Here is a 26,728-nt window from a genome sequence, read left to right on the forward strand (position 1 = left end):
CCTACGACGAACACACCGCCTGGGCACACCGCGCACAAGCCGCCGCTTGACACTTAGCTCCCAGGGATGTCTCGCGGTGCGAGGCGATCAGCGGTCAGTAATGACCCGGACCCCGGCCGGCCATGTCTTCCAGGCGACGGATGCGATCGGCGATCGGGGGGTGGGTGGAGAACAGCTTGCCGATGCGTTCGCCGGCGCGGAACGGGCTGGCAATCATCAGGTGCGCCTGATCGGCCAACTGCGGCTGCGGGGGCAGCGGAGCCGCCTCCACCCCGCCGGAGATCTTGCGCAGCGCCGAGGCCAGTGCGAGTGGATCACCGGTCAATTCGGCGCCGGACTGGTCGGCCTGGTACTCACGTTGGCGGGATACGGCCATCCGCACCACGGTGGCCGCGATCGGACCGAGCAGTGAAACCAGAAGCATGGCAAGCGGATTCGAACCCTCACGGTTACCGCCGAACATTCCGGCGAACATCGCCATGTTGGCCAGCGCGGTGATCACCGAGGCCATCGCTCCTGCCACGCAGGAGATCAGGATGTCGCGGTTGTAGACGTGAGAGAGCTCATGGCCGAGAACCGCCCGCAGCTCACGCTCGTTGAGGAGCTGCAGAATGCCGGTGGTGCAGCACACCGCCGCGTTGCGCGGGTTACGGCCGGTGGCGAACGCGTTCGGGTTGGCGGTGTCGGAGATGTACAGCCGCGGCATCGGTTGATGCGCGGTGGTGGCCAACTCGCGGACGATCCGGTAGATCTCGGGTGCCTGCACCTCGGTGATCGGCTGGGCGTGCATTGCGCGCAGCGCCATCTTGTCGCTGTTGAAGTACACGTAGACGTTCATGCCGACGGCGAACAGCACCGCCAGGTACATCACGTTGCGGCCGAACAACGAACCGACGAACACGATCAGCGCCGAAAAACCGACCAGCAACAGGAATGTCTTGATCCGGTTGGCGTGCGGGTTCCACGTCATCGCAGCTTCCTCCTACTAGGCAACTACTCGGCAACCTTCGCTGATTAAACGCTCAGTTACCCGGCGTGGTTCCGGAAAAGCCGTGACGGTTCACCGTCGAGATCAGCCGTGCCGGTTCACCGTGTAATCCACGAGGGTGGCCAACGCGTCGCGTCCGGGCCCCGCCGGCAGGCTGGCCAGCTCGTCACGGGCCTGCGCCGCGTACTCGCCGACGACCTCCTTGGCCCGCGCCATGCCGGGCGAGCGCCGCAGCAGCCCCAGCGCCTCGGCGACATCCTCGTCGCGCTCGACCGGGCTGGCCAGCAACTCCCGCAGCCGCTCGGCGTCCGGGCCCGACTCCCGCAGGGCATACAGCACGGGCAGGGTATGCACGCCCTCACGCAGGTCGGTGCCGGGCACCTTGCCCGATTCGTCGGGATCGCTGTCGATGTCGATGATGTCGTCGGAGATCTGGAAGGCGGTCCCCACGATGCCGCCCAGCCGGTGCAGCCGCTCGACCTGTTCGGCGTCGGCGCCGGAGAACGTCGCGCCGAACCGACCCGAGGCCGCGATCAGGCAGGCGGTCTTCTCGTACACGACCTTGAGGTAATGGTCGACGGAGTCGACATGCTCGGCCGCACCGCGGGTCTCGCGCATCTGGCCGGTCACCAATTGGGCGAATGTGTCAGCAATCACACGCACCGCGTCGGGTCCGAGCCGCGACACCAGCCGCGACGCCGTGGCGAACAGGTAATCGCCGGCCAGGATCGCGATGTTGTTGCCCCACCGTGCGTTGGCGCTCGGTGCGCCGCGCCGCATCTGGGCCTCGTCCATCACGTCGTCGTGATACAGCGTGGCCAGGTGCACCAGCTCGATCACCGCACCGGCGATCGCCACTTCCGGATCGTCGGGACGGGGTCCCAACGACGCCGAGAGCACGGTAAACAGCGGGCGGAAGCGTTTGCCGCCGGCCTGGAACAGATGCTGCACCGCCTCGGCCATGAGCTCATCGGCTTTGCCGAGCTCGTCAGACATCAGTTGTTCGATCCTGGCGACGCTGTCGCGGACATCGGCGGCGAACGCCGCGTCCCCGAAATCAACGCCTGCCACCACAGTCGCTGGTGTCCTCATTCGTCCAACATACTGGGAGCAATGGATATCAAGGCAGACGTGGTCGTCGTGGGCGCCGGGCCGGCGGGGTCGGCGGCCGCCGCGTGTGCGGCGCGGGCCGGTCGCGACGTGCTCGTGATCGACGCGGCACAGTTCCCCCGCGACAAGGCATGCGGTGACGGACTGACGCCGCGCGCGGTCGCCGAGCTGGAACGGCTCGGCATGGGCCCGTGGCTCGACACCCGGATCCGGCATCACGGTTTACGGATGTCGGGCTTCGGCGCCGACGTCGAGGTGCCCTGGCCCGGACCGTCGTTTCCGTCGACGTCAAGTGCGGTGCCGCGCACCGAACTCGACGACCGTATCCGCTCCGTCGCCGCCGACGACGGCGCCAAGATGCGCCTTGGCGTGAAAGCGATTGGTGTCGAACATGATTCGCGTGGTCGCGTCGAGTCGGTCCAGCTCGAGGACGGGGCGTCCATCGGCTGCACCGACCTGATCGTGGCCGACGGGGCGCGCTCCACGCTGGGCCGGGTGCTGGGCCGCGCCTGGCACAAGGAAACCGTCTATGGCGTGGCCATCCGCGGCTACATCGCCACTCCCCGCGCCAACGAGCCGTGGATCACGTCGCATCTGGAGCTGCGCTCCCCCGAGGGCCAGGTGCTGCCCGGGTACGGCTGGATCTTCCCGCTGGGCAACGGTGAAGCGAACATCGGCGTGGGTGCGCTGGCCACGGCCAAACGGCCCGCCGACGCCGCGCTGCGGCCGCTGCTGTCGTACTACACCGGGCTGCGGCGTGAAGAGTGGGGCTTCTCCGCGGAGCCCCGAGCGGCGCTGTCGGCGCTGCTGCCGATGGGCGGCGCGGTGTCCGGCGTGGCCGGACCCAACTGGATGCTGATCGGTGACGCCGCGGCCTGCGTGAACCCGCTCAACGGCGAGGGCATCGACTACGGCCTGGAGACCGGCCGGCTGGCCGCCGAACTGCTCGGCTCGGGCTCGTATGCGCAATCATGGCCCACCGTGCTGCAGGAGCATTACGCCCACGGGTTCTCGGTGGCCCGGCGGCTGGCTCTGCTGCTCACCCTGCCCCGGTTCCTCCCGGTCTCCGGTCCGGTGGCGCTGCGGTCCACCGCGCTGATGCGCATCGCGGTGCGGGTGATGGGCAACCTGGTGACCGAAGAGGACGACGACTGGATCGCGCGGGTGTGGCGGGGGGCCGGGCTGGCCTCACACCGGTTGGATCAACGCAAGCCGTTCAGCTGATCACTTGCACTCACGTGCGGTTGAGCATCCAGATCCGGGTGGACAACGCCGTGGCGAAGGCGCACCACAACGGATACGGAGTGAGCACCGCTCCCGGTGCGCCCTGGGCCTTCACGGCGCGACGAGTGAGATCGGCACTGCTGGCCGTCAGCACCGCCGCGGTGATCGCCGCGGCACCGAGCTGTCGACGGCTGAAGAACACCCATGACCAGCCGGCGTTGACCACCAGGTTGGCGCCCAGGGCGGCGGTGTAGGCCCGGGCCTGGTCGTGCTTACCGTCGGCGCGCAACCGATCGAGCGTGCGAGCCGATGTCACGGCGATGTCGGCATAGAGGATCGGCCAGACGATCGGAAAGGCTTGGCGAGGCGGCTGAAACGAGGGCTTACGCAGCTTCTCGTACCACTTCGATTGAGCGGGACGGCTGGCCAACCCGCCGACGATCGAGGTGGCCAGCGCTGCAGAGGCCGTCTTGGCCAAGGTGATCGGTCGCATGTGGGACTGCTTACCCCGATCCCGGTGGCCGCACACGTTCGAACGCGTTCGCCGATTTCTACCCGAGGGTCACCTTGCCGGAGCGGCCACAGCCCAGGGGTAGAAATCGGCGGCCCTGAGCTCGCGTCAACGATCTCGGGATGCGGGCTCACCGGCGAGGCGCGCGGCGGCCTGACCTGCCGGGGTGTAGAACCGTCCCTTGGTCGCCACGGTCAGCGCGACGTGGATGACCGGCCCGATGAACATCGCGAGGAACGACGCGTAGGCGACGGGATAGACCTCGAGGATGCCGAGCGCCCCGACGAACACTGCGACGGCCAACGAGGTGAGGCCGCAGGGATTCCATTCGCGTACTTCATTTTCGCGGTACTCGATCTGGTCAGCACGGCCCAACTTGAGCCACCGCCGGCAAATGAAATAGTCCGAGAGGATGATCAGCACCCACGTATTGGTCAGCACCCCGGTGATCGCGAGGAATGTGCCGAGGTGGTTGATCACGTTCGTGGCATAAAAAATCACGCCGAACAACCACACTGCGAACATCCACCACGGTCGGCCTGGCCGGAAGTGTGCGATGACGTCGAACCCACTCGACAGTGTGATCGATCCACCGTAGAGGTTCATCACGTTGATGCGGATCTGGGTGACCAACACGAAGACGACACCCGCCAACCCCATCAGGTGGACGAAGACGAAACCGGGATCCTGGGCCTTCTCCGTGCCGAATTCGCCGACCAGTGAGGCGCCCAGCATCGCGCCGAGGAAGATCACCGCGAACATCGGGACCAGCTCGAGCAGCATGATCGAGCTGGTGCCACGGTAGCGAATGGTGCGCTTGGCGAACCGCCCGTAATCGGTTGCCATCAACCCCTGGAAGATCATCTGGCCGTTGGCGAAACTCATCGCCGTCCACAAGGCCGCTCCGCCGGACATTCCGGTCGCCTCCCATCCGCTCGGACCGACGACCGTGTGCTTGGACCCCAGCGAGATCAGCGCCCACACCAGGAGACCGACGAAGATCGGAAAGCCCCATGTCTGCAGGGCGGACATCGCATACATGCCCCGCCACACGAAACCGATTGTGACCAGACCGATCAGCGCGAAAATCGCAACTCCGGCCAATGAACCGATCGGGATGTCGAAGTAGAACGCCAGCGCGTGGGACACGATCGTGCCCTCGAACAGGAAGTAATACACGAAGTTGATCGCGTAGATGAACGAGGTGACGGCCGCCCCGCGACTGCCGAATCCGAGTCCGCGGGAAATGAGGCTCTGCGACAACCCTTCTCGGCTGGCCATACGCATCGTCAACGCGCCGATGAGGATTGCACCGAAGAAAAAATAGCCGATCGGGATGAGCATCATCGGCCAGCCGACGAGGAAGGTCTGTTGGGCGCCGAACGAGAAGAAGAACATCGCCGTGGCGTTGCCCAACAGCACCAGGCTTATCGCCGGGATCGGCCACCGCTTGTCATCCGGCACCCGGTCGATGGCGTAGCTCTCGATCTGGTCGTCGATCGAGGCCTCCGGACCGCGGAACGCGCTGCGTAGGGACATCACACTCCTTGTTTCAAGGCGCCCACGGGCGCTGTGGTGCCAGTCGGCCGAGTTAGCCGGCTAGACGGTGACGGGTGCCGCCCATCGCGAATCGATCGGCCGGCGAGGGTCCGCGCCGAATCGTTCGATCAGCTCCGTGGCGGTGCGGGTGGCCAGACCGAGGCAATCGTCGGTGAACGTCGCGAGGCAGTCGGGGTCAGTGGTCAGTTCGCTTGTCGCAGCGAGCCATTCGCATTCGAGCGGATCGAACTCGCGCCGGATGGCGGCAGCACGGCCGGTGAAGTCGCGAGCCGCGGATTCCTTGGCCGTGTCGAGCAGCTGCTGCCAACGCCACCACGACGACACCGGATCGTAGGTGGCCACATCGTGGTTCCGCGGATCACAAGACGTCCCGTTGGGCGCCGGCCGCTGCACGGTGTCGGGCAACCGTCCGGATTCGACGAAGTACGGCACGTAGACGCCGGTACACGGCGTGACCGGGCACCACCACAGCGTCACCGGGCGTTCCGGATCGGCATGGAGTTCGACGACGAGTGAGGCTGCGGTATTGCCCCAGGTGAACCCGGAGGGGTGCTCATGCATGCAGAGCGTGAGGAAATCAGGGCGGGACGCATCGAACGTCGGCCCGCCCAGGAAGGTGCCCTCCAGGTGATCGCGCAACACCCCGAACGCCGCGGGCACGTCGAGGCCGCCATGGGTGGCGACGCCCGTGAGAAGGTCTTCGGCCCGCCGCCGGCGGATGTGCGAAACCTGGAGCGGTGTACCCGGATCGGTGTATGCCTCGGCGAAATCAAAGGTCCGATCGGCGGGGTACCAACCCGCCTCGACGGCCGTGCGCCCAAGGCCGTCGCTCATCGCATCCGGGTCGGTACGGATCGAAAGCTCATTGCTGATCGCGTACGAACCGCTGCGGACCCGCTTGGCCGCCCAGTTCGATCCGGCCGTCTCCAGAATCCAGGCCTCAGTCGGATCGGCGATCAGATACGCGTTGTCGTACGCCCCTGCCCCATGGTCCTTTCCGACGATCGCCGAGCCCCACTGCCCGTACTCTTCGAGCAGCCCAGTCATCACGGTCAGTGCCTGGTGTGCAGTCGCGCCGCGCTCGAGACCCAGGCGCACGAGTTCCATGCCCAACAGGCCGGGTTGTGGGCCCTGCGCGATGCGCTCGTTCGCAACCGCCGCGGCCCATGTACGGGTGAAGAGCGCTTCGTTGCCGATCGCTACTCGATGTTCGTTGACTCCGATTTCGTAACCCCAGCACCAGAACGGTGCCGAACCGATGTGTGCATAGGCATCCGCGTCGTCGATGGTGACGTACGCGAGCCGCAGGGGTGCGCCTGCGGTGCGAGCCGGGCTGCGCCGCAACGGTTGTGCTTCACCGGCCGGCCGGTCGCTGTTCTTGCCGAAGATCGTCGCGCCGTTGCGCGTGGCATCGGGTAGCGCGACGAATGTGTCGCAGCTCCACGGTCGCTGGATCATTTAGGGCACTCCTTCGAACTCGACGGTGGAGGACGTGAGGTGTTTCGTCACGAGCTCTGCGGTAAGTCGACGCAGCAGTGACCGGGTGAGGGCCGGGTCGTCGACGCACAGAGGGTCGGTCTGGTCCAGGGCAGTCACCTCGGCAAACGGCGAGCCCAGCGCACCGCGCTCCAGCCGGTTGGACCCCACCACCGCAACGCTGGGCACTCCCAGTTCCGCAGCCAGTGCGGCCACTCCGACGGGAGCCTTGCCGCGCAGACTCTGACCGTCGAGACACCCCTCGCCGGTGATGACGAGACTGGTCCCTGCGATGAGTTCGCGGGCACCCAGCATCTCCAGGAAAAGTTCAGCACCGGAACGTAATTCGGCTCCGAGGATCAGCCCCGCCCAGGCCAGCCCGCCGGCCGCACCGGAACCGGATGCGCGGTGCAGCCCGACCCGATCAACGACGGGTTCGACCATCGCCGCCAGATGCGCAAGTGCCGCGGAAAGCAAGCCGATCGCGTCGTCGTCGGCGCCCTTCTGACGGGCGAATACCTCCGCCGAGCCGTCGATTCCGACCATCGGGTTGTCCACATCGCAGGCCATGGTCAGCCGTGCGGCGGCAAGCCGCGGATGCAGGCCGGTGGTGTCGACGGCGGCCAGTGACAGCAACCTGACACCGCACGGATCGATGGCGGCGCCGGCCGCATCGAGAAACTTCACGCCGAGGGCCGCCAACATCCCCGCGCCCCCATCAGTGGTAGCAGAACCACCGAGTCCCACAGTGATGTCATCGATTCCGTCGTCGAGCAGGGCCGCGATCACCAGGCCGACCCCGGCACTCGATGCGGTCAGCGCCTGCTGTGGGCCGAGCCGCAATCCGGCCATGCCGCAGATCGAGGCAACCTCGATGACCGCGCTGGCGCCTCGGATCGCGACTGTCGCAGTACCGGCTCGACCCCATGCATCGACGGTAGGAATCTGACGTGACGACCAACCTGACCGCAAGGCAGCTTCGACACTGCCGTCGCCGCCATCCGCAATCGCCAGCGGGACACACCATTTCCCCAAGCCGAGGTCGGCACAACCCCGGGCCATCGAGTCGGCGACCTCGGTCGCGGTCAGGCTGCCCTTGAACTTGTCGGGCGCAAGCACGATCCGCTTGGGTTCGCGATCCAACGTGTCCTCCGTCACTGAATATTGTTCGTCAAGTTATCACAACGAACGGGCTTATTGTCTGTCGATCAGACACACACCGTTAAGCTGAAGATCCACGACGGTTGGGGAGGACTGCCGGTATGACGTTCGAACTCAATACTCGGTCCGTGGGAGAGGCACTCGTGGTCTCGCTGCGTGAGCGCATTCTGACCGAAGACATCCCGGCCGGACGCCCAGTGACCGAAGCCGCGGTGGCCAGCGATTATGGCGTCGCACGCCAGACGGCGAAGGCAGCCATCGAACATCTTGTCGCCGAAGGGCTGCTTACCCGCGCCGCGCACCGCAGCGCGCGTGTCCCGATTCTGGACATCGCTCAGGTTCAGGACCTGTACTTCGCCCGACGATTCATCGAGAGCCAGGCATATGCGCTACTCGCCCGTCAGCGCGCGATTTCAGATTCCGCGCGCCACGCGCATGAAGCGTTTTCTTCGGCCGTCGCCGGCGATGACCTCGTCAGGGTGGTCGAGGCAGACATTTGCCTGCACACCGAATTGGTGCGCAGCCTGGGCAGCCCGCACCTGGACCGGGCACACCGGATGGTGGTCAACGAGATGCGCTTGTGCCTGGCCCAAGTACAAAGCCATAACCTGCTGGACCCGGCCGTCATCCATGAGGAACACAGCGGCATCCTGACGGCGATCACCGAGGGCGACCGCGAACGGGCGGCGCGTTTGGGCGACGAACATCTTGAGCACGCCGAGCAACGACTGCTCGACTATCTCAGGAGCCGTTAGCTACCTGGGGTCGCGACTGCACGCCATCAACAGCCCAGGAGTAGAAACCGGCGCAGAAGCTTGGCGGGGCCACTCATCGCTTTCTACCCAGGGGTCGTGACCGCACACGATCAACAACCCGGCAGTAGAAACCGGCGCAAAAGCTTGGCGTGGCTCAGCGGTACTCACACAGGTAGGCCGTCTCCGACTCGACGCGGACCTGGAACTTGCTGTCCGCCGGCACCGTGAATTGATCTCCGGCCGAGAAGGTTTCCCATTCGTCGGCGCCCGGCAGCTGGACCGTCAGCGCACCGGAGACCACCCGCATGATCTCGAGCTGGGAGGTGCCGAACTCGTATTCGCCGACGGCCATGACGCCGACGGTCGCCGGTCCCTCTGGCGTCGCGAAGGCGATCGAGGCGACCTCGCCGCCGAAGTACTCGTTGACCTTGAACAATGCGGCTCCTTGAATTCGGGTGCATGGAAGGATAACCGGGCGGAAACCGCTGCCGACGGCTACACCACGTACTTGAGCACCCCGAGCATCGCGTTCTCGTCCGCCGGCTCCTCGGTGCACCGCGTCAGCCCGGCCAGCACCGCCGACGTGTCCATGCCGGTCCCGATCAACACCAACTCGGTGCCACCCGCTCGCCGCTTCTCGAACCGCAGGGAGCTTCCGACCAACTGCACCAGGAAGCGCTGGGCCCCGAAGTCGACGAAACCTTTTGCCCGGTAGAGACCTTGCGGACGGTCCTGCAGAAACTCCATGAACCGGCGGGGGTTCACCGCGGCATCGGTACGGAACTCGACACTCTGGTACTCGGGATGGTGATGGTCGTGCTCATCCTGCAGCAGCTCGTCGAAGGACAGCTGAGCCTGCGGTGGCCGCGACCGCGGCGGATCGATCAGCAACTCGGGGTCGATGCGGGCAAAGTCGGTGGGCAACACCGGAACCCGAGGGCTCTGCTCGCGGATCCGCGAGACCAGGCCGTCGAGATCCGGGCACTCCGACGCCTTGTTGAGCACCACCAGATCCGCCACCCGCAACCCATGGCCCAGCTCGGGTTGCAGACCATCGACGACCAGCACCAGACCGGCGTAGTGGTAGCGCGGATCATCGGTAACGGTGATGGTGCGGGCCAACGCGGCCGGTTCGGCGACGCCGCTGGCCTCCACCACGATGAGGTCCAGTCGAGGTTTGACGGCCGCGAGCTTGCCCAGCATCTCGCCGGTTTCTTCGGCGTCGACCACGCAGCAGATGCATCCGTTGGACAGCGAGGCCATCGCGTCGACCTGGCCGGCCACGAGCATGGCATCGATGTTGACCGCGCCAAAATCGTTGACCAGTGCGCCGATGCGCACGCCGCGACTGTTGCGGAGCAGGTGGTTGAGCAACGTGGTCTTGCCGGCGCCGAGATGCCCGGCGACCGCCAACACGGGTACCGAAGTCACCGGGCCATCGTAGGTTTGTCGATCCCGCCCGCCATAGCGATACCACCTCGGTTCGGCAACTCTTGGGGGCGCTAAGTTAATGCTGGTTCGGCACCATATCCGGGCTGACACGGCGAGTCGGTTCCAGCGCACACGGCACGATCGACGAATCACAAACTTGGGCGTCCAACTGTTGCGGACCTGAGAAGACAGGGTTGGGCAGCTCGAGAATGACCATTCACTTAATTCTTGCGGTCGCGTCACAAAATGTGACATGCTCCACAGGCGACCGGGGGGTCGAAAAGTGCGTCAGCACAACCGGTGGTCACCGGTCCGGCCCCCGCGCATGCCACCACATCGCGGAAGGAACTCGATGACCTACGAGCTACCGGCGTCCAAGGGCCCCGTACGGGACGTCCTGGTGCAGGGCGGCTACGTGCTCGGATTCTCCGTGCAGGCGCTCGTCAGCGTCGTCACCGCCTCGGTCCGCCGGCGCCTGGTGCTCGACGAGGTGGTCACTCAGACCCTGTTCATCGGCCGCGTGTGCACCGGACCGGCGCTGCTGCTGATGATGCCGATCGGCGTGTTCATCGCGGTGTCGGTCGGTGAGCTGGCCGGGCGTATCGGCGCCGGTGGCTACTCGGGCGCGGTGGTGGCGTTCATCATCGTCGGGCAGGCCGCCGCCCTGGTGTGCGCGTTGATGATGGCCGGCGTGGCCGGCTCGGCGATCTGCACCGACCTCGGGTCGCGCACCATCCGCGAAGAGATCGACGCGATGGAGGTGATGGGGCTGGACGTGATCGAGCGCCTCGTCGCACCGCGGCTGGTCGCCGCTGTCATCGTCGCCGTGGCGCTGTGCTCGATCGTCACCTTCGGCGGCGTGATGGCCTGCTACCTCTACCACATCAGCGTCCAGCACCTGCCCGCCGGAACGTTCCTGGCCACCTTCAGCCAGTACGGCCAGGTGTCGGACTTCGTGATGGCGCTGATCAAGTCGGCGGTCTTCGGACTCACCGCCACCCTGGTGGCCACCTTCAAGGGCCTGCACACCAAAGGCGGCGCCGGCGGCGTGGCCAACGCGGTCAACGAGGCGGTGGTGCTGGCCTTCGCCCTCGTCTTCATCCTCAACACCACCATGTCGGCGCTGTACACCGTGGTGGTTCCCGCAGTGGGTAGTTACTGATGACCGCCCTCGGCAGTAGCACTGCGCTACACCGGATTTCGCGCCCGGCGGTCGCCGGTTACGACGCCCTCGCGGTGGCCGGCCAACATGTCACGTTCTACGTCAAGGTGTTGCGGTCACTGCCGTATGCCCTGGTGCATTACCGCAAGCACACGCTGGGCCAGATCGGCGAGGTCACCTTCGGCACCAGCTCGCTGCTGTCCGGCGGCGGCACCATCGGCATCGTGTTCGCCATGTCGCTGGCCGCAGCGATGATGCTGGGGGTCGAAACCCAGCGCGGGCTGGACCTGGTGGGAATGAACACCCTTTCGGGCATGCTCGCCGCGATCGCCAACACCCGCGAACTGGCGCCGGTGGTGGTGGCAATCGCGTTGGCTGCCAAGGTCGGAACGGGATTCACCGCCCAGATCGGCGCCATGCGGATCTCCGACGAGATCGACGCGCTCGACGCGATGGCGCTGCGCTCGATCCCCTACCTGGTCGGCACCCGCGTGTTGGCCTCGGTGGTCTGCGTCATCCCGATCTACATGATCGGCCTGCTGGCCAGCTACCTGTCCACCCGCACCGTGGTGGTGATCTTCAACGGCGCCTCCCCCGGCACCTACGACTACTTCTTCCATCTCGCCCTCGGCCCGAGCGACCTGCTCTACTCCGGGATCAAGGCGATCGTCTTCGCCATCGTGGTGGCGCTGGTGCACTGCACCTACGGCTACTTTGCCTCCGGCGGGCCGGCCGGCGTGGGCCAGGCCGCCGGCCGGGCGCTGCGTACCGCGATCCTCGCCGTCGGCATCCTCGACGTGCTGCTCACCTTCGCGCTGTGGGGCCTGGTTCCCGAGATCCCGGGGATGGGAATGTGAGCCGGCTGAGCAGAGCACGCCGCCGCACCGAGCCCAGTCAGGCACGTCTGGCCCTGCGCGGCCTCGGCGCCGCGGCAGTGGCCCTGGCCGTGGCGGCCGCGCTGGTGGCCCGCGCCTCCGGGCATCTGGAGCGCAGCGCCGACGTGTATGTCGGGATACCGGTGTCGGCCGGCCTGATCACCGGCGGCTCCCCGGTCCGCTACCACGGCGTCAACGTCGGGCGCATCGCCGACATCGAGTCAGGCACCCACACATCGCGGGTTCGGCTGGCGATCGAACCCGACAGCCTCGGGATCATCCCGTCCTCGGCCGTGGCACGGATCGTGCCACGCACCTTCTTCGGCGACATCTACCTGCAACTCGTCGACCCGCAAGGCGACCGGTCCACCACGGGACTGCAGCCCGGGGACACGGTGGCGATCGACGAGAGCCCGGACGCCATGGCCCTCTACGACGTGTTCACCAAGATCGTCGAATTGTTCTCGCAGATCAAACCCGAGCGCATGCAGACCGCGCTCACCGCGATCAGCCAGTCGCTGCGCAACCGCGGATCGGAACTGGGCGAAACGATCGACAACCTGAGCGCCGGGGCCGAGGTGCTGACCCCGTCACTCCTCCGATTCCTCGACACCACACCACAATTCCGGGACGTGATGGCCTCGCTGAACACCGCAACCCCCGACATCATCTCCACGCTGTCGGCGGCGACCTCGGTGTCCAACCGGATGGTGGACGATCAGAAGAAGTTCGCCTCCGCGATCGACGGTTTCGCCCGATTCTCCTCAGTCCTCACCTCCTTCATGTCCGACCACCGCGAACAGCTGATCACCGTGGTGGATTCGGCCGGAAAGATCATGGCCACCACCGCAGCCCAGCCGCTGGGATTGGTCGACACCCTGGCCGGCGCGCAAGCGTTCGGTGAGGCCGGCGCCAAGGTGTTCGCGACGGGCAAGTTCAACATCACCGCGGTGGCGACCTTCGCCGGGCCGATGCCGTACTCGTTACAGGACTGCCCGGTGTACGGCAGCACCCAGGGCGCCCGGTGTGCCGAATCCGCACCGTCGGGGAACGTTCCACCACAGCCGGCCGATGTCCTGTCCCGACCGGCGGCGTCCCTGCCGATCACTCCGTTCACTCCGCCGGCACCACACCTGCCGACACACTCCTCCCTGCCGCCGGGGCCCGGCCTGCCACAGTCCGCGCCCATCCCCTCGGATCCGCTTCCGGCCGAGGCGTTCCCGAGTTCTCCTGCCGTCGCGGCACCCGCCTCGGCAGTCGTCGACGCCGACGGCCAGGCCCACGCGCTGGCCGTGCTGCAGGACGAACTGGTGCCGCCGGCCGGCGCCCCGTCAACCCAACCGAACATCGCCACGGTGCTCATGCTCGGCCCGCTGGTGCGCGGCACGGAAGTACAGATCTCATGAACCGCAACAGGCGATGGCAGTCCTGGGCCAAACTGGGCGCCTTCAGCACGACCGGCGTCCTCAGTGCCGTCCTGGTGATCAACACCTTGTCGGTGCCGGTGCGCGGAAGCACGGTCACCTACCAGGCCCAGTTCACCAGCGTCGAAGGCCTCAATGTCGGAAACCCGGTGACCATGAACGGGATCCGCATCGGACGGGTGGATTCGATCCGGTTCGCCTCCAACGCAGACGGCACCAGCCGAGCCGACGTGGACATCGAGGTCAAATCCGATTTCACCTTGACGAGCAGTGTCACCGCGGCGGTGCGCTACGGCGACATGCTCGGTGCCCGTTACGTCGCCCTGTCCGATCCGGGCGGCGCGATCATGGACGTCTCCACCGACGAACCACCGGCCCGGCTGGCCGCCGGCGGCGTCATCCCGCTGGCACAAACCTCCCCGGCAGTGGATCTGACCGCGCTGCTCAACGGATTCAAACCGCTGTTCGACGCACTGGCCCCCGAGCAGGTCAACACCCTGACCCGAGGATTCGTCGAGACCTTCAGCGGCCAGGCGCAGACGCTGACCACGCTGCTCACCCAGATCGCTGCCATGACAAGCTCGTTGAGCAACAATGCGGGAATTTTCACCCAGCTGATCGACAACATGTCGACCCTGATGCACACGATGAACGCCCGGCAACCGCAACTGGAGCAGATGCTGCTCGGGCTCAACCGGCTCAGCGCCGCCGTCACCTCCGGCGACCGGCAGTTCGAATTGCTCATCGACGAGGGCAATGCCGTGCTGGCCACCTTGGCCAACACCGTCAACAGCTCCAGTGCGGCCTACGGAGAGACCATCACCAACCTCAACTCCATGCTGCAGACCTGGCAGCCCAACACCGAGCAATTCAGCACGTTGCTGGCCCGGCTACCGGAGTTCGGCGACGCGATCAACCGCACCTCCAGCTACGGCGGATTCATCAGCCTGTACCTGTGTAACTTCACGCTGAAAGTCGCCAGCCACGAAGCCAACATCTTCGGCTACACGCATTCCGAGGTGTGTCTTTAGATGATGTTCCTCGTCAAGCTGATCGACCTCTTCGTCGGCGCGGTGATCTTCCTCTTCATCAAGGATCAACGCAAACACAACCCGTCAATTCCGTTGGCGCTGGGCCTGCTCGGCACCATCACGCTGGTCGCCATCATGGTGGTCTCGGTCGGTATCCCGCGGGCGGTGTACCACGTGCGCACCAACGCCTATGTCGCCGAACTCGCCAACGCCAGCGGCCTGACCGACGGCGACCCGGTGTACGTCGCCGGGGTACCCGCCGGGCGGGTAGAACAGGTCGCCCTGGCCGTCGACCGGGTCCGGGTCGGCTTCCGGCTCGACAAGGCCCAGCCGCTGGGCAACCGCACCACCGTGACGGTGCGGCTGCGCACCGTGCTGGGTAAGCGGTTCCTCGATGTGATGCCCGCCGGCACCATAAACGGGGTTGATTCCAACGTTATTCCGTTGCCGCGCACCACAGTTCCGTACAGCCTCGACGACGTCGGACGCAAGGCCGCCGACACCGCCGAGCACGTCGACCAGCAGCCGCTGACCGCGATGATGACCACCCTGACCGAGACCATGCCCGGTAACAGCGCCGAACTCGGCAAGGCGCTGGCCGGGATCAGCGCTGCCAGTTCGGCCTTCGCCGACAACGGCGACAAGATCGACGAGATCCTGCGGATCAGCCGGTCGATGGCCCAAATGCTGTCCCACCAGACCGATTCGCTGGCCGACACCGCCGCCAACGCCCAGTACATCGTGACCTCGTTGGCCGCGCGCCGACAAGCGCTCACCGACATCGTCACCAACCTGAGCGCGATCATGCGGCACCTGGCCGCGATCTACACCGACAAGCAGGCGGACTTCAGCAGCTTGATCACCGGTCTCACCGCGGTCACCGGAACCTTGAAAGCCAACGTGGACAAGATCGACCAGACCCTGTTGAAGATGCCCCCGGCGATCCGCGCGGTCACCAACGCCACCGGCAACGGCACCTGGGCCGACGTCAACTCACCGTCTGTGGTGATGCCCGACAACCTGTTGTGCTTCCTCAACGTTCAGCGGGAGTGCCGATGACACGTAAAGCCGCAATTGCCACCCTTGTCGTGCTCTGCCTGGGCGCCGGCAGCTGGTACGTGTTCGGCCGGACCGACCGGGCCCGCACCGTGCACGCCGACTTCGGCTACATCAACGGCATCTACCCGGGCAGCAAGGTCACCGTGCTCGGGGTGCCGGTGGGGCGCGTGACGGCGGTGACCCCGCACGGCACCACGGTGCGGGTCACCATGACCCTGCCCGACGACGTCATGCTGCCCGCCGAACCCGACGCCTACGTGATGAGCCCGGCGCTGATCAGTGACCGCAGCGTCGAACTCGGCCCGGCCTACAGCGGATCCGGTCCCACCCTGGCCGACGGCCACGTCATACCGGCCGACCGCAGCCACTCCCCGATCACCTTCGACAGCATGCTGGGCAGCCTGAGCACCCTCACCTCGGCCATCGGCCCGCAACAGGGCGACATCGGCGCAGTGTTGTCCCGCGGCGCCGACCAATGGCGTGACCAGGGCAAGCTGTTCAACTCGGCGATGCGCAACCTGAGTGCGGCCAGCGGCGTGCTCGGCGCGCGGGCCGAGGACATCGGCACGGTGGTCGACAACCTCAGCACGTTGATGGCCGCGTTCAACCAGCGTCAGGTGTCGCTGAACCAAATGGTCGACGAACTCGGCCAGGTCGGCGGCAGCTGGGCCGACGCCAACGTCGACCTCACTGGTCCGATGCACGACCTCACAACCGTGCTCGACCAGGTCGACACCTTCGTCGCGCAACACGGCGACGATCTGGGCACCATCGCGGCCAACCTCAATGCCGTCGGTGATGTGTTGACCGCCAAGCAACCTCAGCTGGCCGAGTTCATGGACCTGGTCCCGCTGATGATGCAGAACCTGTCCAACACCATCGGCCCCGACCGGCGCGGCCGCATCCGGCTCAACGTGTCCACGGTGCTCACCCAGTTCGCCGCGGCGCAGAACTTCTGCGACCGCAACATGTTGCCGATGTGCGTGGGCGCCGGGATCACCAACCCGATCTCGTACCCGATCAGTCGCTCGGATCCGCTGGGCATCGTCTCTGCCGTCACGGGCAACGCGCCGGCGCCGAACCCGAAGTACCCGAGGTGACCATGCGTGTATCTCTCACCGGCGCGGCCACCGGGTGCGCCCTGATCGTGGCCGCGGCCATTCCATTCGCCTTCAGCGGCAATATTTTCGAGATTGGGATTCAGGACCTGCCCTTGGGCCGCACCACCCCGGGCGACACCATGGCCGTCACCGTCGTGCTGCCCACCGCCGACGGCATCACCATCGGTGCCGACGTTCGCAACGGGCAGAAGGTGGTGGGCCGGGTCAGCGGGATGAGCCTGGCCGCCTCGGGCGCCTCGGTGCAATTGAGCCTGACCGACGCCGACGGGCTCGACTCCGGCACCGTCGCCAGCGTGGAATTGCCGTCGGCGCTGGGCAATCCGTTCGTCCGACTCAGCAGTGTTCAGCAGGCCCCCCAACGGGCGTTGCGCGACGGCGACGTCATCCCGCCCAGCCACACCGAACTGGGACCTCAGATCGAAAGCGCACTGGCCACTTTCGGCGCGCTGCTGTCCCGCAGCGGCGTCGACCAGCTGGGCACCATCGTCACCGAGCTGGACAAGGCGTTCGACGGACGCGCCGACAAAGTGCGCGGCCTGATCGACTCGATGTCGCTGCTGGCCGCCAAGGCCTCCGAACACCAGGGCGAGTTCGACCAGGCAATGAGCCTGGCCGCCAACATCGCCGGACAGTTCGGCCATGAGCAGCAGACCGTGACCGGTTACCTGGATGCGGTGCCCAAAGTGGTGGCGATGCTCGACGTGCAGCGCGCCAAGCTGCAGACGTTGTTCTCCTCCACCACCGCGTTGGCCGCCACTGCCAACAACGTGGTGTCCTCGACCGACCTGGGCATGATGGTCGATGACGCCGGCACCGTCGTGTCGATGATGAACACCTTCAACGACCGACTGGGCGGAATGCTCACGTCCATGAACGACTTCCTGGAGAAGTTCGGCAACTCCGTCCACGGTGACTACCTGATGTTCGATGGGGCACTGGACATCCCGGGCACCATCGACAAACTCCTCACCGGAGGGTTGATCGTCAACGGCACCCCGATCACCGGGGACGTGGCGCTGGACGGGTTCCTGTCGGGAGGGCTGAAATGAGACGCCTGGTAGTGGTTCAGCTGGCGATCTTCGCGGTGATCGCGGCGATCGTCATCCCGTTCGGGATCCGCTATGTGGCAGGCCCCCAAGGCTTCCGGACCCCGATGACCCTCACTGCGACTATGGCCGACGCGTTCGGGCTGACCCCCGGAACCAGCGTCACGGTACGCGGCGTGCAGGTCGGCACGGTCGAGAATGTGTGGCTGACCGCCGACGGGACCGCGATGGTGCGGTTGGCGATCGACCCCGCCACCCGGATCCCGCGCGATGCCATCCTCACCGTCGGAATGGGCACCGCGGCCGGCATCCAGAGCGTCGACATCATGCCGCAGTCCGACGGCGGACCGTACCTGGCCTCCGGGGACACCATCGCCGCGCCGGCCGACCGACAGCCCGTCCAGATGGACCGGATCATGGGCGATGCCGCACACCTGGTGAAAGGCATTGACACCCAAGCGGTCCGCGACGTCGGCACAGAACTGTCGAACGCGTTCGACGGACTGGGACCCGACCTGGCCATGCTCATCGACAACGCCTCGGACATCTCCGGCCGCATCCACAATCAGGCCGGTCAGCTGCAACCACTCATCGACGGCACCGCGGAACTCGTCACCACGATGGCCGGTCAGGGCGACGCATTCGTGCGGGGCATGGCCGCCAGCTCACGCCTGGCCAACCAACTCGACGGCAGCGGGCCGGCGTTCCTGTATCTGACCGACCGTTCACCCGCGGCCTTGACCAACCTGCAGCGGGTCCTGGACACCTATCGGGGAACGTTCGGCGCCACCCTGGCCAACCTGGCCACCGTCACCCCGATCATCGGTGACCGCACCGATTCGCTGCAGGCCGGACTGTCGGCGATCCCGCAGGGCCTGCAAGACCTCACCTCGATCGTCAAGAAGGACGCCACAGGCCAGACCCGCGCCGACTTCTCCCTGATCGCCACCCAGGGGCCGGTGTGCAACTACGACGTCGACCGGCGGGCCATCGGCGACGTGAGCCCGAAAGAACCCAATCTGGTGATGTACTGCCCACCCGCACCCGACATGCTGATGCGGGGCGCGGTCAACGCCCCACGACCCAACGATCTCGGCCTGCAGAACTCACAGGCCCCTGGGCATCCGATCGGGCCCGAGGTGGTCAACGACCCGGTGCAGATCCCGACGCTGGCACAGTTGGCCTACAAATGGCGCAGCATCCTGAAAGGCGGCCCCCAGTGAGCAACTCGGGCAAAGACACCCTCTCCGAGGACACCATTACCGAAGACATCGTCGACGATGGACCCGGCGAATCGGTGGCGACGCCTGAGGACGCCGAGACCGACGAGGATCGCACGGACGAGCCGGCACCGGCCGGACGGCTCCGGCGCCGGCTGATCGCCGCTGCGGTCGCCTTGGTGGCCGTGGCGGCGCTGGCCGCGTTGGTGCTGTTGTCGATCAGCGAGTACCAGCACCGCCGGGACGACGCCCTGCGCACCGACGCCGTGCAGATGTCTCGCGACTACCTGGTGGCGATGGCCGCGTTCGACTACCAGAAAATCGACGCCAACCGTGAGCACATCGTGGCCAACTCCACCCCCGGGTTCGCAGCCAAATACGACGAGATGGTCAAGGCGCTGCGCGACATCGTCGTGACGAGCAAGGGCGTGGCGACAGCTACCGCTGACCGTGTGGCCGTCGAGTCGCTCGACGGCGATACCGCCACGGTCGTCGCGTTCGTCGATCAACACGTCACCAACGTGACTGCACCCCAGGGCAGCAATCAGAAGTACCGAATGGTGGTCAAGCTGGTGCGCAGCGGCGATCACTGGATCGTCGACGACGTACAGACCGTGTAACCGTTCGACCCGAAAGGAGTTCCATGCCAGCGACATACGTGGATTTGGGTGCCGAGGCGCGCCTGACCACCGCGGAGACCCGGATCACCGTCACGCAGCGGATTCCGCGGTGGATCCGCAAGAAAGACGTCGATCTGTCCGACGCACTGGACTTCTGGTCGGCAGCAGGTGCAGCCGCCAACGTCATCATGCAGATGTGCTGGCCCGAGGTGGGCTACGGCGTGGCCGAAAGCCGGGTTGAATCAGGAAGTTTGGTGCAACACCCGTGGAAGCGGCTGCGCACCACCGCGCAGTATCTGACCGTGGCGATCCTCGGCACCGACGAGGAACGCGCCGCCTACCGCGAGGCCGTCAACGTCGCCCACCGACAGGTCCGGTCGACCGACGACAGCCCGGTGAAATACAACGCGTTCAACCGAGAACTGCAATTGTGGGTGGCGGCCTGCCTGTTCATCTTCTACGAGGACACCCACCAACTGCTGTACGGCAAGATGACCGACGAGCAGGCCGAAGGTTTCTACCAGAGCGCCATGACGATCGGCACCACGCTGCAGGTGCTCGAGGAGATGTGGCCGGCCACCCGCGCCGACTTCGACGCCTACTGGAACACCGCGTGTGAACGCGTCGAAATGACCCCGTTCGTGCGGGATTACCTCATGGTGCTGGTGGAGCTGAAGATGATCAACTGGCCGATGCGGTTGATCCTGGCGCCGCTGCTACGGTTTTTGACCATCGGCTTTCTGGCCCCGGTATTCCGGGATGCGATGGAATTCGAGTGGACCGACACCGACCGGCGCCGCTTCGAGCACCTCTTCCTGTTCGTGGCGGTGGTCAACCGGTTCCTGCCGAAATCTCTGCGTACCGGTAACTACGCCGTACTGATGAAGGATGTACGCCGCCGGATCCGGCGGAAGAAGGCCCTGATCTGACGGCCGTGGAAGTCGATCTCGGTCCCGATACCCTGCTGTGGCGTCACCTCGACGACCGACGCTACATCTTCGTGCTGCCGCGTGCCGTGTGCCTACAACTGCTACATCCCACGATTGCCACCGGGATATCCGAACACGCACTAATGCGTGAACGAATCTGGCTGCACAAGAAGCGAACCGTCAACCAGGCAATCAGGATCGCCTACACAGACACCGACATGCGGCCGCACATCCGGTTCGCCCATGAGCACGTCAAGGGTCACGACCCGGCCGGCAACAAGTACCACGCCCTCAACCCGGACGTGTTCCACTTCCAGCACGCCACCTACGTGGAAAGCCTTGTGATGATGGTCAACACCTTCATCCGCAAGCTCGATGACGACGAGCACGAACAGCTCTACCAGGAGTGCTGTTCGTGGTACCGACGCTATGGAATCTCCACCCGTCCGATGCCGGCCAGCTGGCCCGAGTTCTGCGAGTACTTCGAAGACGAGTGCCACACCCAACTCTCGGCCGGTGAACACTTCGAGCCGTTCCGCCGCCAGATGTTCGCGCCCACCGACTGGTGGGTGCGGGCCGTGCCGGCGCCGGTGATCCGGGCCATGCAGCATCCTCGCGCTGTCGAACTGACAGGTATCTCGGTCAGCGCCGGTGATCGGCGGTCGCTGCGGCGGTTCACCATGATCAGCCGGCTGCTGTCCTGATCTTGCGTCAGTCCTCGGGGACAATGTCGGAGTGACCAGAACTCGAGCGGGATGGGCGGCTGTCGCGACGGCAATATTGATGGGGGTGACCGGTTGCACGAGCACGGTGTCCGGCACCGCGCACACCAGAACCCCGTCGCCGGAAGAGAACAAGCTCGACCAGATCATGGTGCCGATCGAGCAGCTCAAGGCGATCGTCGGCGCCAACAATCTGATGGTCACCAGCAAAACCGCGGACATGAACGACAATTTCGGCAAGGTCCGCGACGAAAGGTGCCTGGCCGCGCTCTACCCCGCCGAACACATGGACTACCTGTTCTCCTACTGGACGGCGGTGCGCAACCAGATCGCCCAGGACCCTGACTCCGAGCATCGTCACTGGGTTCAACAGTCGGCCATCCTTTTCGCCTCCGAAGACGCAGCACGCTCGACCCTGCGGATCTCGACGAAGGTATGGAACGAATGCAACGGTTCGACGATCCCGATCCACGAGGGCCAAGCCGAACAGGTATGGCACATCAAAGATCTCATTGTCGTCGATGAGCTGATCAAGCAGACGTCCATCCGTTCCGGCACCGAAGGATGGACGTGCCAGCACGCCCTGTCGATCGTGGGCAAGATGTCCGTCGAGGCAAAGGTGTGCGGCTACCACGTCCGCGACGAGGCGGCGACCATCGTCGCCAAGCTGGTGGCCAACGCCCGTTGACTCCGGACGTCCCGCACATCGTGGCCGGCCGGACTCAGACCTGCCACCGCCCTCCGTCAACTTGCGGCTGAGGATAGCGGCGAAAGTACCTGCGATTCATTACGATTGCCACGGTCACCAGGATGATCAGGAGTAACGCGTACCCGACGAGGAAGATCGTCAGGCCGGTGGACGAGTCAGCTTTGCCGAGCACCAGATCGAGATAGGTGTCGATCGCACCACCCTTTGTGCACGTCACCGTCAAGGGGCCTTGGTCGGTGGGAAGTTCGGCCACCGACACATAGTCGGTCGATGGCCGGGCACCGCGAGTAGTGTGCAACACCTCGCTCGGCGCCGATACAGACACTGCCTCACCGGCATCGGTCGTCGCAGAACACCGCACCGTGCTGGGCGGCTTGCCGTCGAGGTGTTTCTCTTTGACGAAAACGATGTGCGCATCCGCCGTCGGGGAGACCGTGTCTCCGTTTCTGAAGTAGCCGCCGGTGTCACCCCCGATCAGGAACATGGCGACCAGAACGAACACGGCGCCGAAGATGCCCGACGCGATCACGGTGTACTTCGTCATGTTCTTGGACCCGGGCTTCGGGGATTGCGCTGCGGTAGACGCGTTCTGCCATGGCGGCGGCGGCATCGGCGGCGGGTAGGCGGGCTGAGAGTATTGGGGCGGGTACGGCTGGTTGTGCTGCGGTCCTTGATAGGGGTAGCCGGACGGTGGGTGCACGCAAAGCCCTTTCGTCATCACCTGTACAGCGATGGTAAAGCCCACTGAAGGTACCCAGGCGCGGCAATATGGCCGGCAAAACTGGTGGCTCACCCACGAACCGCGACGGCTTAGCATGTGACGGTACCGAACCGAGATCGCCTGGGGGGAGAGGATCATCGAGGCGTCACCGCCGTACGCCGGACCCGTGCCTCCATCGGCTCCCCATGCCCGCCCGGCCGCGGGATTTCCGTTGGGGGAACCGGTGTTGTATCTGCGTGCCGTGCCCGACCGCTCCGATCGCAACGTGTACTGCTCGATCGAGAATGTCTACGACCAGCAGATCGCCCTGATCCGGCCGACCGCCGACATCCCGGCCTGGACCTTCAGCCGCATGCACGCGGACATGCGGTTTGTCATGCTGCGTCCCGATGGTGCCGTCTTACTGCACGTCACCCGGTTCGGTGGCAGCAGCGTCACCGACTGGCAGGGCCAGTTCATCCAGGTGCACGACGGGGCCGGGCGCGACCTGGGCCGGCTCAGGACCACCGCCCCGGTGGCGCAGTTCACCCAAACCAGCGGTTTCACTTTGGGTCTGGAAGCCAACGGGCAGTGGTTGGGCGCCACCGAGGTCCATCAGGGTGCCTCGTGGAAGCAACATCCCGTGCCGATCTTCGACGCTGTCGGCTCCTCGATCGGGCGGATCGACCGCCAAACCTTGAAATCGGGCGACGTCCGGCCGCGAGTCTGGTTCTCCGACTACCTACTCGACTGCCCGCGGCCCCTGCCCTCTCCCGTGCCCGAGTTGCTGTCGGCGGCACTGTTCACCCAGTACCTCTATGAGCGCCTGGCTCAGGGGCCGGTCAACACCATGTTCGGATTGTTCAAATGAGCTCACGCGCCGTCGCGAAGGCCCCCGGTCCGACACCGGACGCGCTTGTCGCGCTGCGGAACTCCCGACTGTGGGAGGCCCATGCCCAACACTGCACCGGCGCCGAACGTGACCATGCCGTCTGGGCGGCCGCGCAATGGTCGCGCACGCACCAGATGCTGATGGCGAGCACGCCGGGCACACGGCGGGTGCCGCTGCGGCGCGGCGCGGTGGAGCCGAAGATGTCAGCCGGAAGCTACGTGTATCTCGTGGTGGTCGGCGGCGTGCTGCTTTTCGTACTGGGCTCTAGCGTTTGGCACCTGTTCAGCTGATACCGACTTTGTCGCCGTGGATACACTCGGCCGGATGGCCATGAAGCCGTGGGACGGTGACCGTCCGCAGACTCCGCGTGTCGTGCTGGAACAGCATGCCCTTGCCGCCCGCGGCCTGTCATTCACCTTCGCCACGGAGCAGATCTCCGCACCGACCGACTGGTGCAGTTTCGATGCCGACAATCACCTGATGTATGTGTACCGGCACGGTTCGATGCGCTCGATGGACACCCTGCTCGATTGGGGACCGTCGGGCCGCGTTCCACCCAGCGCAGGCGACATCTGGTGGAAACCGGCCGGGATCCCGTGCGCGGCGCTGGTTCAGGGCGACGTGGCCGGATACTGCGAAATCACGATCCCCGGGCGCGCGATCGGCGATGCCGCCCTGATCCCACGGGTCAAATACAAGAACTCACTGGTCCATCAACTGGTCGAAGAGATCTACAGCGTCGCGGAGCGCGAAGATGCCATCGCGCGACTGCTGACCGAGTCCCTCGCCGAGACCCTTCGCCTACTGGTCATCGACACCTATACCGCGCCGCGCCCCCGCAAGGAACACCGGCGGACCACCCTGGATGCCGCGACGCGGTCAGCGATCGTGGAATACCTGAGCGACAGCCTCGACGCCGACATCACGCTGGATGCGCTCGCCGAGATGGCCGAGATGTCGGTGGGGGCCTTCACCCAGGCGTTCCGCAACGCGTTTCACACCACGCCGTATCAGTTCGTCTTGGACCGGCGTATCGCCCGGGCCCAGACACTGCTGCTGACCACCTCGCACTCCATCACCGAGATCGCCGTCAGGGTTGGTTTCTCGAATCCCAGTCACTTTGCCACCGCATTCAAGCGGCGGGTCGGGATTTCACCGCGTGGCTACCGCCTCGGTGGATGACGTAGCTGTTCACGCCAAGAAGTGAGCCATCGCCGTCGCAGCCCGGGGCCTGCGATCGCACTTTTGTTTAGCGATGTGAACATTCGCAGCCACAAGAATTGAAACGTGTTTCAGAATGTGAATGTTTCTCAGAATCCTCTCAGCTACGTTCGCTCGGTCAGTGATCGCTGACACATTTTCACGATCAGAAGGAGACCGAGTTGCAACTCGCACTACGGCCCTATGTGACCGCCGGCGTGGCGATTGTCGGCGCCGGCGTCATCGCGGCCACCCCCATCACCGCCGCGGCACCCGAGATCCAGAACCGCGCGGTGACGCTGTCGGCCGCGGTGCAAAACGTGGATCTGCCGAGCCCCGTCGACGTCAGCCCATTCGCGACGACCCTGGCTGGGTCCTCGTTCGTCGATCCCATTGCGCGGTGGGCCGAGGTGCTCGAGCTGACATCCACCAACCTGACGCAGCTCTTCCAGAACGCGCTGGCCGACCCGGCGCCGGTCCTACGCCAGATCATCGCCAATCAGACCGGCTACGCCGAACTCGTCGGCGAGTCACTGTCGACGATCGTCCAGAACATCATCAACACGGTGACCATCTACATTCCGGAGTACCTGGAAGAGGCCCGCGCCGAGTTCGAGGCCGGTGACATCATGGGCGTCGGCAATGTCATGTCACGTGCCACCCTGACTGTCGCATCGAGTCTTTTCCCGATGCTCAATCTCCTCTCGATCCCCGATCAGATGATCGGCAATCTGTCCTCCGTGCTGAATCTTCTGACCTTCAAATCTTTTAGAGATGTGGGGCTGGTAGGTCAGGTCGGCATGGGCTACGTCAGCCTCGTCCAGGGCTACGTGTCAGCGGGGGCCGCTCGGATCGGACAGAACCTTTATGACGCCATCCAGGACGGCGACCTGGTGAAGTTCGCGAGCACGATCATCAACGCACCGGCCGATACCGTCAGCTCGATCCTCAATGGGTCCTACGTCCCGCCCAATCGGCCCGGCCGACCTGGCAGCTGGACCGCCGGGCTGTTCAGCCCCGACCGGATGTACGCTCCGCTGCACTCGTTCCTGATCGACATCCCCAAGGCGATCGCCGCGGCGATCACTCCGCCGGCCGCGCCGGCCGCCGCACGCACCGCACTCGAATCTGTCCCGGGCGCAACGGGAACCGAGGTGACCGGCCCAGAGGGTGCACCTGCGGCCATTGCGGAAGCCGACGACGAGGCGGCATCCGGTGTTTCGGCCGGCCCGCTGACGCAGAAGTCGGAGAAGGCCGCATCGCAAGCGTCGCCCGCCGATGCCGGCGCCGCGGTGATCGCCCCGGCAGAGACGTCGTCAGAAACCACGAACCCGGTGTCCTCGGAAACCGAAACGGCACCGGCGGTCGACGACTCCGAGACCCCGGCCGTCACGTCTGACGCACCGGACACCAAGCCGACCAAATCCCTGGTGCGCCACAGCCTTGTCGCCGTCCCGGGCAAGACTGCCGCTGACACCGCCGCCGGTAAAAAGACGGTGAAACCGGTCAAGGCAGCCCCCGAGAAGGTGTCGGCGACCCTCGACAAGATCGGTCAGAAGGTCAAGAAAGCGTTCGACAAGCCGGTCAAGAAGACCGCAGCGGCCGACAAGGACACCAGCAGCAAGGAATAGCGCTCACACGGCAATCGGCCCCTCTCGTAACCCGAGAGGGGCCGATTTCTTGCCTGTGCGAGCGTGCGCAAATTGCCGACAGATCGCGGCATGTCGGGCAGCAGACACGCACGCTAATGATTCCTATCAGCGTTTTGTTGTTGGGTTCGTGGGACTTGCTGCGAGATGCTG

The 26,728-nt window shown here is 65.5% G+C and carries 27 protein-coding genes; 18 read left to right on the forward strand and 9 right to left on the reverse strand.

The features are described from left to right. Window positions 1-94 precede the first annotated feature (94 nt). Window positions 95-970, reverse strand: coding sequence for a zinc metalloprotease HtpX (htpX, locus tag A5740_RS09495; RefSeq protein ID WP_067772670.1), 876 nt, complete (start codon window positions 968-970; stop codon window positions 95-97). A gap of 102 nt (window positions 971-1,072) precedes the next feature. Next, window positions 1,073-2,080 (reverse strand): nonaprenyl/(2E,6E)-farnesyl/geranylgeranyl diphosphat synthase, encoded by a 1,008-nt coding sequence (grcC1, locus tag A5740_RS09500; protein ID WP_076193457.1) that lies wholly within the window; start codon window positions 2,078-2,080, stop codon window positions 1,073-1,075. Window positions 2,081-2,101: 21 nt separating this feature from the next. On the opposite strand from grcC1, the gene menJ reads away from it, so the two are divergent. Next, on the forward strand, window positions 2,102-3,322 hold the full coding sequence (menJ, locus tag A5740_RS09505; RefSeq protein ID WP_076193459.1) for a menaquinone reductase: 1,221 nt from the start codon (window positions 2,102-2,104) through the stop codon (window positions 3,320-3,322). Between the two features lie 10 nt (window positions 3,323-3,332). On the opposite strand, the gene A5740_RS09510 is transcribed toward menJ, so the two are convergent. From A5740_RS09510 to A5740_RS09525, 4 genes are all read right to left on the reverse strand, one after another. Further along, a complete protein-coding gene (locus A5740_RS09510; RefSeq protein WP_076193490.1) occupies window positions 3,333-3,815 on the reverse strand; it encodes a TspO/MBR family protein in 483 nt (160 codons plus the stop codon). A gap of 126 nt (window positions 3,816-3,941) precedes the next feature. Further along, on the reverse strand, window positions 3,942-5,372 hold the full coding sequence (locus A5740_RS09515) for a cytosine permease (protein WP_076193461.1): 1,431 nt from the start codon (window positions 5,370-5,372) through the stop codon (window positions 3,942-3,944). A gap of 60 nt (window positions 5,373-5,432) precedes the next feature. Beyond that, window positions 5,433-6,851, reverse strand: coding sequence for a C69 family dipeptidase (locus tag A5740_RS09520; protein WP_076193463.1), 1,419 nt, complete (start codon window positions 6,849-6,851; stop codon window positions 5,433-5,435). Continuing rightward, window positions 6,852-8,012: a glycerate kinase gene (locus tag A5740_RS09525; RefSeq protein WP_076193491.1), complete on the reverse strand. Its 1,161-nt coding sequence runs from the start codon at window positions 8,010-8,012 to the stop codon at window positions 6,852-6,854. It abuts the gene before it with no gap. Between the two features lie 119 nt (window positions 8,013-8,131). Between A5740_RS09525 and A5740_RS09530 the strand changes: the two genes are divergently transcribed. Beyond that, complete coding sequence (locus A5740_RS09530; RefSeq protein ID WP_076193464.1) at window positions 8,132-8,785, forward strand: GntR family transcriptional regulator; 654 nt, start codon at window positions 8,132-8,134, stop codon at window positions 8,783-8,785. 154 nt (window positions 8,786-8,939) lie between these two features. On the opposite strand, the gene A5740_RS09535 is transcribed toward A5740_RS09530, so the two are convergent. Continuing rightward, the gene (locus A5740_RS09535; RefSeq protein WP_076193466.1) at window positions 8,940-9,221 is read right to left on the reverse strand and encodes a pyrimidine/purine nucleoside phosphorylase; all 282 of its coding nucleotides are present in this window, start codon (window positions 9,219-9,221) and stop codon (window positions 8,940-8,942) included. A 59-nt stretch (window positions 9,222-9,280) separates the two neighbouring features. After that, window positions 9,281-10,216, reverse strand: coding sequence for a GTP-binding protein (locus tag A5740_RS09540; protein ID WP_076193468.1), 936 nt, complete (start codon window positions 10,214-10,216; stop codon window positions 9,281-9,283). Window positions 10,217-10,568: 352 nt separating this feature from the next. Between A5740_RS09540 and A5740_RS09545 the strand changes: the two genes are divergently transcribed. From A5740_RS09545 to A5740_RS09600, 12 genes are read left to right on the forward strand one after another with little or no spacing between them, the layout of a single operon-like run. Further along, on the forward strand, window positions 10,569-11,378 hold the full coding sequence (locus tag A5740_RS09545) for an ABC transporter permease (RefSeq protein WP_076193470.1): 810 nt from the start codon (window positions 10,569-10,571) through the stop codon (window positions 11,376-11,378). After that, window positions 11,378-12,235, forward strand: a complete 858-nt coding sequence (locus A5740_RS09550) for an ABC transporter permease (protein WP_139335037.1) — start codon at window positions 11,378-11,380, stop codon at window positions 12,233-12,235. Before A5740_RS09545 ends, A5740_RS09550 begins: the two co-directional genes overlap by 1 nt. Beyond that, the gene (locus A5740_RS09555; RefSeq protein ID WP_076193471.1) at window positions 12,232-13,659 is read left to right on the forward strand and encodes an MCE family protein; all 1,428 of its coding nucleotides are present in this window, start codon (window positions 12,232-12,234) and stop codon (window positions 13,657-13,659) included. The genes A5740_RS09550 and A5740_RS09555 overlap by 4 nt, the downstream gene beginning before the upstream one ends. Then, complete coding sequence (locus tag A5740_RS09560; RefSeq protein ID WP_076193473.1) at window positions 13,656-14,708, forward strand: MCE family protein; 1,053 nt, start codon at window positions 13,656-13,658, stop codon at window positions 14,706-14,708. Before A5740_RS09555 ends, A5740_RS09560 begins: the two co-directional genes overlap by 4 nt. Further along, on the forward strand, window positions 14,709-15,767 hold the full coding sequence (locus A5740_RS09565; protein WP_371454740.1) for an MCE family protein: 1,059 nt from the start codon (window positions 14,709-14,711) through the stop codon (window positions 15,765-15,767). After that, window positions 15,764-16,867, forward strand: a complete 1,104-nt coding sequence (locus A5740_RS09570) for an MCE family protein (protein WP_076193496.1) — start codon at window positions 15,764-15,766, stop codon at window positions 16,865-16,867. Before A5740_RS09565 ends, A5740_RS09570 begins: the two co-directional genes overlap by 4 nt. A gap of 2 nt (window positions 16,868-16,869) precedes the next feature. After that, a complete protein-coding gene (locus A5740_RS09575) occupies window positions 16,870-17,937 on the forward strand; it encodes an MlaD family protein (RefSeq protein ID WP_076193474.1) in 1,068 nt (355 codons plus the stop codon). After that, window positions 17,934-19,157, forward strand: coding sequence for an MlaD family protein (locus tag A5740_RS09580; protein WP_076193476.1), 1,224 nt, complete (start codon window positions 17,934-17,936; stop codon window positions 19,155-19,157). Before A5740_RS09575 ends, A5740_RS09580 begins: the two co-directional genes overlap by 4 nt. Then, on the forward strand, window positions 19,154-19,774 hold the full coding sequence (locus A5740_RS09585; RefSeq protein ID WP_139335038.1) for a mce associated protein mas1a: 621 nt from the start codon (window positions 19,154-19,156) through the stop codon (window positions 19,772-19,774). Before A5740_RS09580 ends, A5740_RS09585 begins: the two co-directional genes overlap by 4 nt. 23 nt (window positions 19,775-19,797) lie before the next feature. Next, window positions 19,798-20,703, forward strand: a complete 906-nt coding sequence (locus A5740_RS09590; protein WP_076193478.1) for an oxygenase MpaB family protein — start codon at window positions 19,798-19,800, stop codon at window positions 20,701-20,703. A 5-nt stretch (window positions 20,704-20,708) separates the two neighbouring features. Then, a complete protein-coding gene (locus tag A5740_RS09595; protein WP_139335039.1) occupies window positions 20,709-21,407 on the forward strand; it encodes an oxygenase MpaB family protein in 699 nt (232 codons plus the stop codon). Between the two features lie 31 nt (window positions 21,408-21,438). Next, window positions 21,439-22,113 carry a sensor domain-containing protein gene (locus tag A5740_RS09600; protein WP_139335040.1) on the forward strand — a complete coding sequence of 225 codons (675 nt, stop codon included), beginning with the start codon at window positions 21,439-21,441 and terminating at the stop codon, window positions 22,111-22,113. 34 nt (window positions 22,114-22,147) lie between these two features. Here A5740_RS09600 and A5740_RS28275 read toward each other — a convergent pair whose 3' ends face one another. After that, entirely contained in the window at window positions 22,148-22,852 is a 705-nt protein-coding gene (locus A5740_RS28275; RefSeq protein ID WP_217696690.1) for a hypothetical protein, read from the reverse strand. 169 nt (window positions 22,853-23,021) lie between these two features. Here A5740_RS28275 and A5740_RS09610 point away from each other — a divergent pair, with 169 nt between their 5' ends. From A5740_RS09610 to A5740_RS09625, 4 genes are all read left to right on the forward strand, one after another. Then, window positions 23,022-23,705 (forward strand): hypothetical protein, encoded by a 684-nt coding sequence (locus tag A5740_RS09610; RefSeq protein ID WP_139335042.1) that lies wholly within the window; start codon window positions 23,022-23,024, stop codon window positions 23,703-23,705. Further along, on the forward strand, window positions 23,702-24,016 hold the full coding sequence (locus A5740_RS09615; protein WP_076193487.1) for a hypothetical protein: 315 nt from the start codon (window positions 23,702-23,704) through the stop codon (window positions 24,014-24,016). The genes A5740_RS09610 and A5740_RS09615 overlap by 4 nt, the downstream gene beginning before the upstream one ends. 34 nt (window positions 24,017-24,050) lie before the next feature. Then, window positions 24,051-24,908, forward strand: coding sequence for a helix-turn-helix domain-containing protein (locus tag A5740_RS09620; RefSeq protein WP_083654004.1), 858 nt, complete (start codon window positions 24,051-24,053; stop codon window positions 24,906-24,908). 200 nt (window positions 24,909-25,108) lie between these two features. Then, window positions 25,109-26,557, forward strand: coding sequence for a hypothetical protein (locus A5740_RS09625; RefSeq protein ID WP_139335043.1), 1,449 nt, complete (start codon window positions 25,109-25,111; stop codon window positions 26,555-26,557). The last annotated feature ends 171 nt before the right edge of the window (window positions 26,558-26,728 follow it).

The sequence above is a fragment of the Mycobacterium sp. GA-1841 genome (assembly GCF_001954135.1).
GTDB lineage: Bacteria > Actinomycetota > Actinomycetes > Mycobacteriales > Mycobacteriaceae > Mycobacterium.